At 71.0% G+C, this 11,162-nt stretch carries 12 protein-coding genes and 2 rRNA genes; 9 read left to right on the top strand and 5 right to left on the bottom strand.

Annotated elements, in window-relative coordinates; all coding sequences use genetic code 11:
- Positions 1-146 precede the first annotated feature (146 nt).
- From ABUW04_RS09135 to ABUW04_RS09125, 3 genes are read left to right on the top strand one after another with little or no spacing between them, the layout of a single operon-like run.
- On the top strand, positions 147-1,172 hold the full coding sequence (locus ABUW04_RS09135; RefSeq protein WP_380563942.1) for a FecCD family ABC transporter permease: 1,026 nt from the start codon (positions 147-149) through the stop codon (positions 1,170-1,172).
- A 2-nt stretch (positions 1,173-1,174) separates the two neighbouring features.
- Positions 1,175-2,248: a FecCD family ABC transporter permease gene (locus tag ABUW04_RS09130; protein WP_380563940.1), complete on the top strand. Its 1,074-nt coding sequence runs from the start codon at positions 1,175-1,177 to the stop codon at positions 2,246-2,248.
- 4 nt (positions 2,249-2,252) lie between these two features.
- Positions 2,253-3,134, top strand: a complete 882-nt coding sequence (locus ABUW04_RS09125; RefSeq protein WP_380563939.1) for an ABC transporter ATP-binding protein — start codon at positions 2,253-2,255, stop codon at positions 3,132-3,134.
- Positions 3,135-3,199: 65 nt separating this feature from the next.
- Here ABUW04_RS09125 and argB read toward each other — a convergent pair whose 3' ends face one another.
- Positions 3,200-4,045: an acetylglutamate kinase gene (gene argB, locus ABUW04_RS09120; RefSeq protein ID WP_380563937.1), complete on the bottom strand. Its 846-nt coding sequence runs from the start codon at positions 4,043-4,045 to the stop codon at positions 3,200-3,202.
- Entirely contained in the window at positions 4,042-4,986 is a 945-nt protein-coding gene (locus ABUW04_RS09115; protein WP_380563936.1) for a methionyl-tRNA formyltransferase, read from the bottom strand. The genes argB and ABUW04_RS09115 overlap by 4 nt, the downstream gene beginning before the upstream one ends.
- 95 nt (positions 4,987-5,081) lie before the next feature.
- Between ABUW04_RS09115 and ABUW04_RS09110 the strand changes: the two genes are divergently transcribed.
- The 6 genes from ABUW04_RS09110 (at position 5,082) to ABUW04_RS09085 (ending at position 9,684) form a co-directional block, all read left to right on the top strand.
- Entirely contained in the window at positions 5,082-6,422 is a 1,341-nt protein-coding gene (locus ABUW04_RS09110; protein ID WP_380563934.1) for a lysine N(6)-hydroxylase/L-ornithine N(5)-oxygenase family protein, read from the top strand.
- 3 nt (positions 6,423-6,425) lie between these two features.
- Complete coding sequence (locus tag ABUW04_RS09105; RefSeq protein WP_380563933.1) at positions 6,426-6,977, top strand: GNAT family N-acetyltransferase; 552 nt, start codon at positions 6,426-6,428, stop codon at positions 6,975-6,977.
- A gap of 17 nt (positions 6,978-6,994) precedes the next feature.
- On the top strand, positions 6,995-7,174 hold the full coding sequence (locus ABUW04_RS09100; RefSeq protein ID WP_030255477.1) for a ribbon-helix-helix protein, CopG family: 180 nt from the start codon (positions 6,995-6,997) through the stop codon (positions 7,172-7,174).
- A 6-nt stretch (positions 7,175-7,180) separates the two neighbouring features.
- Positions 7,181-7,528, top strand: coding sequence for a VOC family protein (locus tag ABUW04_RS09095; RefSeq protein ID WP_380563932.1), 348 nt, complete (start codon positions 7,181-7,183; stop codon positions 7,526-7,528).
- Positions 7,529-7,535: 7 nt separating this feature from the next.
- Entirely contained in the window at positions 7,536-8,399 is an 864-nt protein-coding gene (locus ABUW04_RS09090) for a class I SAM-dependent methyltransferase (RefSeq protein WP_380563931.1), read from the top strand.
- A gap of 124 nt (positions 8,400-8,523) precedes the next feature.
- Positions 8,524-9,684, top strand: coding sequence for an FAD-dependent oxidoreductase (locus ABUW04_RS09085; RefSeq protein WP_380563930.1), 1,161 nt, complete (start codon positions 8,524-8,526; stop codon positions 9,682-9,684).
- A gap of 116 nt (positions 9,685-9,800) precedes the next feature.
- On the opposite strand, the gene ABUW04_RS09080 is transcribed toward ABUW04_RS09085, so the two are convergent.
- From ABUW04_RS09080 to ABUW04_RS09070, 3 genes are all read right to left on the bottom strand, one after another.
- Positions 9,801-10,127, bottom strand: a complete 327-nt coding sequence (locus tag ABUW04_RS09080; protein ID WP_380563929.1) for a hypothetical protein — start codon at positions 10,125-10,127, stop codon at positions 9,801-9,803.
- A 758-nt stretch (positions 10,128-10,885) separates the two neighbouring features.
- Positions 10,886-11,002: ribosomal RNA gene (gene rrf / locus ABUW04_RS09075) — 5S ribosomal RNA — on the bottom strand.
- Positions 11,003-11,082: 80 nt separating this feature from the next.
- Positions 11,083-11,162: ribosomal RNA gene (locus tag ABUW04_RS09070) — 23S ribosomal RNA — on the bottom strand; the annotation flags it as partial.

Raw genomic sequence — 11,162 nt, 5'->3', positions numbered from 1 at the left:
ACGTGCGGAACCGGCGCGAAGCCGGACGATCAGTCGCCATACTAAGGTAAGGATTACCTAACTTAGAACCCTCCAGGGCGATCAAGCTAAGGTGTGCCTAACCTAAAAAGCTATTCCCCTGACGGCACCCCCAAGGAGGCCCGCCGGTGACCCGGAGTGCGGCGCTTCGCCCCACCCTGCTCGTGGCCCTGCTCGGCACCGCTCTGCTGGCAATCTGTCTGCTGTCGCTGTCACTTGGCGCCCGGAGCATCCCGCCGATCGAGGTCGCCAGGACCCTGCTCGGCCATCCGCCCGACCAGGACGTGCACGACATCGTCTGGTCGGCGCGGGTCCCGCGCACCGCCCTCGGCCTGACCGCGGGAGCGGCACTGGGCCTGTCCGGCGCGCTGATGCAGGCACTGACCCGCAACCCGCTGGCCGACCCCGGCATCCTCGGGGTCAGCGCCGGCGCGTCCTTCGCGATCGTGCTGGCCATCGAACTGTTCGGGCTCGGCTCGCTGCTCGGCTACATCTGGTTCGCCTTCGCCGGCGCGATGGCCGCCAGCCTCGTGGTCTACCTGCTGGGCCGCACCGGCCGCAGCGGACTGACACCGGTCAAACTGGCCCTGGCGGGTGTGGCCGTCACCGCACTGCTGTCCTCACTCACCAGCGCCGTGGTGCTCACCGACCCGGACGCCCTGGACCGCTACCGGTTCTGGTCGGCCGGCTCACTGGGGACCGCCACCGGCTCCACCGTGCTGCACTTCCTGCCCTTCCTCGCCCTCGGCACACTGCTCGCGCTGAGCTGCGCGCCCGCGCTCAACAGCCTGGCGCTGGGCGACGACGTGGCGGCCTCGCTCGGACGCCGGCTCGGCCTGGTGCGCTTCCAGGGCGTCGTCGCGATCGTGCTGCTGGCGGGCGGCGCGGTGGCGGTGATCGGTCCGGTGGTCTTCCTCGGCCTGGTGGTCCCGCACGCGGCCAGGATCGTGGCCCAGCAGGCCGGCCTCGGCCCGGACCACCGCTGGCTGCTGCCGATCTCCGCGGTACTGGCCCCCTGTCTGCTACTCCTGGCCGACATCGTCGGCCGGCTGATCGAACGCCCCATCGAGGTCCAGGCCGGCATCATCGTCGCCTTCATCGGCGGCCCCTTCTTCATCGCCCTGGTACGCCGACGCCGACTCGCGGAGATCTGACCATGACCCTCCCCACCGCGAACTCCGCCGCCGCACCACGGGTACGCGCGCTGCGACTGGCCGTGCCGCCCGTCTCCGCCCTGCTGCGACCGCGGCTGATCGCCGTCAGCGCCGGACTCGCCGTCGCTGTCTTCCTGGTCTTCTGCTGGGGCGTCTCCATCGGGGACTACCCGGTCAGCCTGCTCGGCGTGGTCAAGGCGCTGGTCGACAAGGGCGATCCGGGCACCCTGCTGGTGGTCCGCGACCTGCGGCTGCCACGGGCGGTGGTGGGACTGCTGGTCGGCACCGCCTTCGGGATCTCCGGCGCGCTCTTCCAGACGATGACCCGCAACCCGCTGGCCAGCCCGGACATGATCGGCCTGACCGAGGGCGCGGGCACCGCCGTGGTGGCCGGCATCGTCTGGGGCTGGGACAGCCACGTCAGCGCCCAGACCCTGGGCCTGCTCGGCGCGCTGGGCACCGCCCTGATCGTCTACCTGCTCTCCTGGAAGCGCGGCAGCACCGGCTACCGGATCATCCTGATCGGCATCGGGGTGTCCTGGATCTGCTCCAGCGCCACCGACTACCTGGTCGCCAACGGCAGCAGGTTCCAGGCGTCCGAGTCGATCGGCTGGCTGGTCGGCAACCTCAACGGCCGCACCTGGGACCAGGCCCGCCCGCTCGCCCTGGCCCTGCTCGTCCTGCTGCCCGTGTCGCTGCTGCTGGGCCGTCAACTGCGCACGCTGCAGCTGGGCGACGACGTCGCCGCCGGGCTGGGCACCCGGGTGCAGACGGTCCGGCTGGCCGTCCTGGTCACCGGCGTCGGCCTGATCGCCTTCGGCACCGCGGCCGCCGGCCCGATCGCCTTCGTGGCCCTGGCCGCACCGCAGACCGCCCAGCGGCTGGCCGGCACCGCCTGGCCGCCCACCCTCGCCTCGGGACTCACCGGGGCACTGATGGTCCTCGTCGGCGACCTGGTCGCACGCGAGGTGATCCCCGGCACCGAGCTGCCGGTCGGGATCGTCACCGGCGTCATCGGCGCGCCGGTCCTGCTCTGGCTGCTCACCCGCGCGAACCGCGCCGGATCTGGAGGCTGAACCCATGCCCACGCCCCCCGCTGCCACCGAACGCCCGGACCGCACGGAACGCACGAAGAGCCCCGCCCACCCGGAGTTGACGGTGCGTTCGCTGCACCTGGCCTACGACGACCGGCAGATCGTCAGCGACCTCGACCTCGCCATCCCGCCTGGGCAGGTGACCGCCATCGTCGGCGCCAACGCCTGCGGCAAGTCCACCCTGCTCCGGGCACTGGCACGGCTGCTGACGCCGCGTCGGGGAACGGTCGAGCTGGACGGCCGGGTGCTGCAGTCGATCCCGACCCGGGAACTGGCCCAGCGCCTGGGCATGCTGCCGCAGGGGCCGGTGACCCCGGAGGGGATGACCGTGCTCGACCTGGTGAACCGCGGCCGCTCCCCGCACCAGACCTGGTGGCGGCAGTGGTCCCGGGCCGACGAGCTGGCCGTGCACGCGGCACTGGCCGCCACCGGGATGACCGAGCTGGCCGACCGCCCGGTCGACGAACTCTCCGGCGGCCAGCGCCAACGCGCCTGGATCGCCATGGCGGTGGCCCAGGGCACCCCGGTGCTGCTGCTGGACGAGCCCACCACCTACCTGGACCTGGCCCACCAGATCGACGTGCTCGACCTGGTCACCGACCTCAACCGGAACGAGCACCGGACGGTGGTGATGGTGCTGCACGACCTCAACCAGGCCTGCCGCTACGCCGACCACATCATCGCGATGAAGTCCGGCCGGATCGTCGCCCAGGGCGAACCGGCCGAGGTGATCACCGCCGAGACGGTGGAGGAGGTCTTCGGCCTCCGCTGCCAGGTCGCCCAGGACCCGGTCAGCGGCACCCCCATGGTCATCCCCATGGGCCGCCACCACGCCCCTGCTCCCGCTCCCGCCACAGCGACGGGCTGACCCGCAAGCACAGGTGACGGGCCGCCGGCACAACGCTGACGGGCCCGTCACCCTCAACCCACTGGCTACCGCTCGTCCGGCAGCACCGTCGTCCCCACACCCGCCGCGCCCGCTGTGCCCGCCGCACCGGCGCTCCCGGCCAGCCCGGCCATGAGGGCGTGCGGTGACCGTCCGTCCAGGACCCGTGCGGACCGCACCCCCGCGCGGACCGCCCGCAGGCACGCCTCCATCTTGGGTCCCATCCCCCCACTCAGCCCCGGCAGCATCAACTCCAGCTCCCCCGCGCCGATCCGGTCCACCACCCGCTCGCTCCGCGGCCAGTCCGCATACAGGCCGGGGACGTCGGTGAGCACCACCAGCGTCTCCGCCCGCAGCGCCGCCGCAACCGCGCCCGCGGCCGTGTCGGCGTTCACGTTGTAGACCTGGCCGTCCTCGCCGCGCCCCAGCGAGGAGAGCACCGGGATGTGGCCGTGGTCCAGCAGCAGTTCCAGCAGCGCGGTGTCGACCCGAGCCACATCGCCGACCAGCCCGAGGTCCACCCGCTCCCCCGCCACCTCGGCGTACCGCCGCTCCGCGGTCAGGGTGCGTGCGTCCTCCCCGCTGAGCCCGACCGCGTAGGGCCCGTGCTCGTTGAGCAGGCCGACCAGCTCCGGCTGTACCCGTCCGGCCAGCACCATCCGGACTACGTCCAGCGCCGAGGGGCCGGTGACCCGCAGGCCGTTCAGGAACGGCGTCTTGATGCCCCGCCGGTCCAGCTCCGCGCCGATCTGCGGGCCGCCGCCGTGCACCACCACCGGCCGCAGCCCCTCCTCCCGCAACCGCACCACGTCCCGGGCGAAGGCCCGCCGCAGCGCCGGCTCGGTCATGGCGTGGCCGCCGTACTTGACGACCACGGTGCGTGCGGCCGTCACGGACGCGCGGTCAGGTAGCCGCCCATGGTGCGGAAGTAGTCGGTGGCCGCGTGCTCCGTACCGTCCTCGGTACGCACCCGGGTGACGGCGAGGCCGCGCAGCCGCCCGCTGCGGGCCTCAGCCCCGGCGACGACGACCACGCCGTCGCCCTCCCTGATGAAGATCCGCCCCGGCGTGCCGCCGTAGCAGGCCTGCGACACCTCGGCCGCGACGATCCGGATCCGCTCCCCGCGGTGGTAGGCGAAGGCGTTGGGGTACGGGTCGGACTGGGCCCGGACCAGGCGCTGGATGGACTCGGCCGGCCAGCTCCAGTCGATCCGGCTGTCCTCCTCCGAGCGCTTGTGGAAGAAGCTGGCCCGGCTGCGGTCCTGGGCGGTCCACTGCGCCCGCCCCGAGTCGATCAGGTCCAGCGACTCCCGCACCAGCGGGCCGATCAGGTCCACCGTGCGGTGGAACAGGTCGGTCACCGTGTCCTCCGGGCTAACCGGCACCGCATGCTGCAACAGCACGTCCCCGGCGTCGAGTTCGGCGTTCATCCGGTGCGCGGTCAGCCCGACCTCCCGCTCGCCGTTGATCAGCGCCCAGATCAGCGGCGAGAAGCCGGCGTAGGCCGGCAGCAGCGAGTCATGGACGTTGAGGGTGCCGTGCCGGGGCAGGTCGAAGATCTCCGGCGGCAGCAGGGTGCGCCAGTTGTTGGCCACGATCAGATCGGGCTCGGCCTCGCGTACGGCCGCCAGCAACGCGTCGTCAGGGCGGCTGCACAGCAGCACCGGAACCCCGTGCTTCTCAGCCAGTTCGGCCACCGAGTCGCTCCAGATCCGCTCGTACGCATGGTCGCTGCGCGGATGGGTGACGGCGAGGACCACCTGGTGCTCCGACTCCAGCAGGGCCTGGAGTGTCCGGTGGCCCCAGGTCTGATAACCGAACATGACGACCCGCATGGAAGTTCCTCTCGGAGGGCAGTGGTGCAGAGGCAATGTTGCAAGGTAAGCCTAACCTTACTTAGTCTGTCGCTGGTCAAGGGAGGCACCACGCAATGAACACTCCGCGCACGGAGATCCACGACGTCCTGGGCATCGGTTTCGGCCCGTCAAATCTCGCACTGGCCATCGCAGTCGAGGAGCACAACGCCGCCGTCCCCGAGGACCGGCGGATCCGGGCCGCCTTCCTGGAGCGGCAGCCCCGGTTCGGCTGGCACCGGGGCATGCTGATCGACGACGCGACCATGCAGGTCTCGTTCCTGAAGGACCTGGTCACCATGCGCAACCCGACCAGCGACTACAGCTTCCTCTGCTACCTGCGCGAGCAGGGCCGGCTGGTGGACTTCCTCAACGCGAAGACCCTCTTCCCGCTGCGGATCGAGTTCCACGACTACTTCGACTGGGCCGCCGCCCGCGTCGCCCACCTGGTCGACTACTCCACCGAGGTGGTCTCGGTGGAACCGGTGACCGGACCCGACGGGGAGGTCCACTGGTTCGACGTGGTCAGCCGCGATCCCGACGCGCCGGGGAACGGGACCGTGGTCCGCAGGGCCCGCAACCTGTGCGTCGCCGTCGGCCTGGAACCCCATCTGCCGCCCGGCACGGTCCGCTCGGACCGGGTCTGGCACACCAGTGAACTACTGCCCCGCGTGGCCGAGTTGGCCGAGCGAGCCGAGCGGGCCGAGACCAGCACTGCGGTGCGCCGGGCCGTCGTCCTCGGCGCCGGACAGAGCGCCGCCGAGGCGGTGGACTACCTGCACCGCAGCTTCCCGCAGGCCGAGGTGTGCGCGGTCTTCGCCAAGTACGGCTACACCCCGGCGGACGACAGCCCCTTCGCCAACCGGATCTTCGACCCCGAGGCGGTGGACCTCTACTTCCAGTCCCCGCCCGCGGTGAAGCAGGCGCTGTTCGACTACCACCGCAGCACCAACTACTCGGTGGTCGACCAGGAACTGATCGAGTCCCTCTACGCGACCAGGTACCGGGAGCGGGTACAGGGCCGGGAACGGCTTCGGATGCTCAACGTCTCCCGGATCCGGGAGGTGACCGAGCTTCAGGACCGCCTGGACGTCACCGTGGAGTTCCTGCCCACCGGCGACCGCGAGGTGCTCTCCGCCGACCTGCTGGTGCACGCCACCGGCTACCGGCCCCGGGACCTCTCCACCTTCCTCGGCGACGCCGCCAAGCTCTGCCTGCGCGACGAGGCCGACGCGGTCCGCGTCGGCCGCGACCACCGGGCCGAACTCGCACCGGGCACCACCGCCGGCATCTACCTCCAGGGTGGCACCGAGCACACCCACGGCATCACCTCGACACTCCTGTCCAACACCGCGGTCCGAGCCGGCGAGATCTTCGAATCGCTGCGCTCCCGGCAGCTCTCCGCGAGCCGTGCCTGAGCGATGAGCACCACGCTGACGGCCGGGCGGATCCGCCCGGCCCGGGCCGCCGACGCCTACACGCTCTACCTGCTCTCCACACCCTTCATGCGCTCCGGCGAACTCCGCCACCGCCCACCGGGCCTCTACACCGCCACCGCGCACGAGTTCCTGGTCGCCGAGGACGACCGCAACACACCCCAGGGCTGCCTGGCCCTGCGCCACTACCCGGCCGCGGCACGCGGTCGGGCCACCGGCCAGGCCGGCGGGGCGGGCGGGGCGGGCGGGGCCGACGAGGCCGGCGTGAACGGCCGCCCGGCCGGGGTGCTGCACAACTTCTGCGTCCTGCGCCGCGCCCAAGGCGCCGGCCTGGGGTCGCTGCTACTGGCCCGAGCCCTGGCCCGGGCCGAGGCCGACCGCCTCCCCGCCGTCTACACCGCCACCACCGGCCATGCCCGCGTCTTCCTCCGGGCCGGCTTCCAGGAGGTCCCGGCCAGCGCCGCCCCACCGCTCTGGGCGTCCGCCCTCGACCCCGATCGGCATTCCCGCATCCTCACCCTGCCACTAGCCGGATAGTTTGCTAGCATGCTCATGTGGGCGACGAGGATGTGAAGCAGTTCAACGTGTACTTGCCGATCGGCTTGATCAAGCAGGTCAAGCACCGGGCCATCGAATCGGAGCTGTCGCTGTCGGCGCTGGTCGCCGCAGCGCTGCGCGCCTACCTCGACGACGCCCCGAGTGAGCCAGAGCCAACGTCCGAGAAGGAGAGCTGAGCCGACATGACGACGACCGAGGGCATCGAGGCCGTGTTCCTGGAGACCCACAACTGGGGCAGGGCGGCCAAGTTCTTCCAGGGGCTGGGCTACCGGCTCGAGTTCGACACCGGCCACAACTCCGGCCAGTTGCGCAACGGCGACGGCCCCTACCTCTTCATCGCCGAGGTCCCGGAGAGCAAGGAGCCGGAAACGCGGCTGGTGCTGCAGGTGACCGACGAGGACGCCTTCCAGCCGGGCCCCGGCGTCGAGGTGGTCACCCCGTTCGAGGACACCCACTTCGGGACCAGGGAGATGACCGTCCGCGACCCGGACGGACGCCTGTGGAGCCTTCAGGCCCCGGGCAAGGGCTGATCGCGCCATGTCCGACGAACGACGCACCGCAGCACCGGACAACACCGCAGTGCGGGTGGCCCTCTGGCGGGCCCTGCACGTCCAGGTCGACGCACCGCCGCACGTCCTCGAGGACGAGATCGGCCTGCAACTGGTCGCCCCGGACGACGGCTGGCGCAGCCGCGGGGACATGGATCCGACCGGGACCAGCTGGTTCCGGGCCTCGATCGTGGCCAGGGCCCGGTTCATCGAGGACCTGGTGGTGGAGCAGGCCACCGGACACGGCGTCACCCAGTACGTCATCCTGGGGGCCGGCCTGGACACCTTCGCCCAGCGCCGACCCGAGATCGCCTCCCGACTGAGGGTGTTCGAGGTCGACCAGCCCGAACCCCAGGCCTGGAAGCGCCGACGCCTGGACGAACTCGGCTACGGCGTCCCGGACTGGCTCCGACTGGTGCCGGTCGACTTCGAGGCGGGCGCATCGTGGTGGGACGAGCTGGCAGCCGCCGGCTTCGACCCGGACCGCCCCACCGTGGTGGCCTCGGCCGGCGTGGCCCTGTACCTCACCAGGGACGCCAACGCGGCGATGCTGCGCCGGCTTGCCGCCCTGGCCCCGGGCTCCACCCTGGCCATGACCTTCCACTTGCCCGCGGACCTCCTCGACGAGGACAAGCGCGCCGGCATGCGAGCGGCGACGGAAGGCGCCAGGGCCGCCGGAACCCCGTTCCTCAGCTTCTTCGCCCCGCCGGACATCCTGGCCATGGCCGAGGCCGCCGGCTTCAAGGAAGCCGAGCACATCTCGGCAGCCATGCTCAACCAGCGCTACTTCGCCGACCGGACGGACGGGCTCGGCACCTCCAGCGGCGAGGAACTGCTGGTGGCCAGGGTCTGATCACTCTGATCACCTCTTTGGGCGAACATGTTCGTGGGAAACTTGACCGTAACGAACATGTTCGTCATCCTGGATTCATGAGAGCAGGTGCCGAAGAACCCACCTCACGATCCAGGAGCCGCCGATGACCACCACCACACACCACCCCATCGCAGTAGTCGGCGCCGGACTCGGCGGCCTGACCCTGGCGAGCGTCCTGCACGCCCACGGCGTCGAGGCCGCCGTGTTCGACCTCGACGCCTCCGCCACCGCCCGCGCCCAGGGCGGGATGCTGGACATCCACGAGGACACCGGCCAGGCCGCACTGCACGCCGCCGGCCTGTACCAGCAGTTCCGGACCCTGGTACTGCCCGGCGGCGAGGCCATGCGCATCCTGGACCGGAACGCCGTGGTGCTCCGCAAGGAGGAGGACGAGGGCAACGGCACCCGTCCCGAGGTCGAGCGCGGCGACCTCCGGAACCTGCTGCTCGGCTCGCTGCCCGAGGGCACCGTCCACTGGGGCAGCAAGATCACCGCCGCCCGCCCCCTGGACGCGGGCCGGCACGAGGTGACCCTGGCCGACGGGACGACGTTCACCACCGACCTGCTGATCGGCGCCGACGGCGCCTGGTCGCGGATCCGACCCCTCGTCTCCCAGGCCACCCCCGTCTACTCGGGCCTGTCCTTCGTCGAGTTCGACCTGAAGGACGCCAACACCCGGCACCGCGAGGCCGTCGAACTCGTCGGCGGCGGGATGCTCTTCGCCCTGGGCCCGGGCAAGGGCTTCCTCGCCCACAACGAGCCCGACGGCAGCCTGCACGTCTACGCCGCGCTCACCGCGCCGGAGGACTGGGCCGCCACCGTCGACTTCACCGACGCGGGGGCCGCAAGGACCGCACTGCTGACCCACTTCGCAGACTGGGACCCGCGCCTGCGCTCCCTGGTCTCCGAGGCGGACGGTGCACTGATCCCCCGCCCGATCCACGCCCTGCCGGTGGGCCACCGCTGGGACCGGACACCCGGCGTCACCCTGCTGGGCGACGCCGCCCACCTGATGTCCCCCTTCGCCGGCGAGGGCGCCAACCTCGCCATGTTCGACGGGGCTGAACTCGCCCTGGCCCTCGCCGCCCACCCCGGCGACACCGAACAGGCCCTCGCCGCCTACGAGGAGAAGCTGTTCCCGCGCAGCGAGGCCTTCGCCGCCGAGTCCGCCGACAATCTCGTCCTGTGCTTCGACGACACCGCCCCGCAGTCCCTGGTCGACCAGTTCGCCCAGTACGACCGGCTCCGCGACGAGACCCGCTAGAGACCCGGACGTCCGGACGGCGCGATCACGCTCGGCGTCCTCGCCTGCCGCCGCTGCCGCGGAACCGACTTCGCGACGGCGGACGAGGACACGCTCTCCAGTGCGGTGCCGACTGCTCAGCAGGTGCAGGAGACCGTCAAGGTGATACTCGGGGGCGGGGGCGGCGAGTTGAGGTACCCGCCGATCCAGACCGTGAGAGCACGACCTCCCTCGTAGGTCCGCCAGGTCCATCGCTGGTCCTTGCCCAGCGGGGTGCCATCGCCGTTGGTGATGGTCCAGTTGTCAGCCGGCAGCAGTCCCTGGGGACAGACGGCGGTCACGCCACTCGGGGAACCGGTGGCGGACACGGTCTCGGGAAGGTTGTCGGCCAGAGCGGGACCGGCCAGGATGGCTGTCAGTGCCACCCCTGCCAGTCCGGCACCGACGAGTCGTCCGGTACGCATGGAAGTCCTCTCGCTGAGCAGCCCTCGAACAGGGCCGAACAGCCACATCCGTTGCCACACCACAGCGCAACTCACACCACTTCCACCGCACTCCACTCTTCTGCGCCAGCCAAGGGTCACGGCGGGCGGGGGTGGTGGTGCGGGATCTGTTTGGCTGCCGAGCCCCCATCTTGTGGCCGGGTTGCCGGTGCGTGTTCGCTCCCGGTGATCCGCCATCACTTCCATGGGGCGCGTTGGTGTGTTGGTGGCTGGGGTGGCTCGCTCCGCTCGCGGCCAACTACGAGGAGCCAGGGGGTGGTGGGTAGGGCTCCGTTGCCGGGCGGCGGGTGGGTGCGGGGTGAGGCGTGCAGAAACGGTTCTGCGGCCGGGCCCTGGACTGAACCGGGGTCACTTTCGGGACAAGGTGTCACTCGATCATGCCGTAATGCCCTATTTAACCCGGTCCTGGCGTACCACGAGTGACCCGACGTACGAGAATCGACCCCGGTTCCCGCGAGACCCGGCCGCAGAACCGTTTCTGCGCGCCCGCACCCGGCAACCGTGCCCGGCACCGGCCCTGCTCCCCCGCTGTAGTTGGCCCGCGAGGCGGAGCCGAGCAACAGCAACAAGCCACGGGCGTGCCATTCGGCAACGGTGGCGCCATGTAAGCCACCCACAGCAGCCGCCCCCACCTGCGGCGGCCGGCCTCCCCCACCGCACTGGCGGGGGAATGCAGGAAGCCCCCTGACCGGTGGTCAGGGGGCTTCCTGTTAAAGGTTGTTCGGCGGCGTCCTACTCTCCCACAGGGTCCCCCCTGCAGTACCATCGGCGCTGTGAGGCTTAGCTTCCGGGTTCGGGATGTTACCGGGCGTTTCCCTCACGCTATGACCACCGAAACACTATGAAGATATCAACCAAATCGCCGCCGGAAGCGGGGGTCGTTTCTTCAGAACAACACAGTGGACGCGTAGCAACTATGGACAAGCCCTCGGCCTATTAGTACCGGTCAGCTCCACCCCTTACAGGGCTTCCACATCCGGCCTATCAACCCAGTCG

This window comes from Streptacidiphilus jeojiensis, assembly GCF_042510965.1.
GTDB classification, from domain to species: domain Bacteria; phylum Actinomycetota; class Actinomycetes; order Streptomycetales; family Streptomycetaceae; genus Streptacidiphilus; species Streptacidiphilus jeojiensis.
This window is presented reverse-complemented; position numbering and strand designations above follow the sequence as displayed.

Excerpts from the sequence above, each read along its gene's own strand:
- ABUW04_RS09130 (WP_380563940.1), top strand. The coding sequence starts at position 1,175 with ATGACCCTCCCCACCGCGAACTCCGCCGCCGCACCACGGGTACGCGCG.
- ABUW04_RS09085 (WP_380563930.1), top strand. The coding sequence starts at position 8,524 with ATGACCACCACCACACACCACCCCATCGCAGTAGTCGGCGCCGGACTC.
- ABUW04_RS09090 (WP_380563931.1), top strand. The coding sequence starts at position 7,536 with ATGTCCGACGAACGACGCACCGCAGCACCGGACAACACCGCAGTGCGG.
- ABUW04_RS09080 (WP_380563929.1), bottom strand. The coding sequence starts at position 10,127 with ATGCGTACCGGACGACTCGTCGGTGCCGGACTGGCAGGGGTGGCACTG.
- ABUW04_RS09110 (WP_380563934.1), top strand. The coding sequence starts at position 5,082 with ATGAACACTCCGCGCACGGAGATCCACGACGTCCTGGGCATCGGTTTC.
- ABUW04_RS09095 (WP_380563932.1), top strand. The coding sequence starts at position 7,181 with ATGACGACGACCGAGGGCATCGAGGCCGTGTTCCTGGAGACCCACAAC.
- ABUW04_RS09105 (WP_380563933.1), top strand. The coding sequence starts at position 6,426 with ATGAGCACCACGCTGACGGCCGGGCGGATCCGCCCGGCCCGGGCCGCC.
- ABUW04_RS09125 (WP_380563939.1), top strand. The coding sequence starts at position 2,253 with ATGCCCACGCCCCCCGCTGCCACCGAACGCCCGGACCGCACGGAACGC.
- ABUW04_RS09115 (WP_380563936.1), bottom strand. The coding sequence starts at position 4,986 with ATGCGGGTCGTCATGTTCGGTTATCAGACCTGGGGCCACCGGACACTC.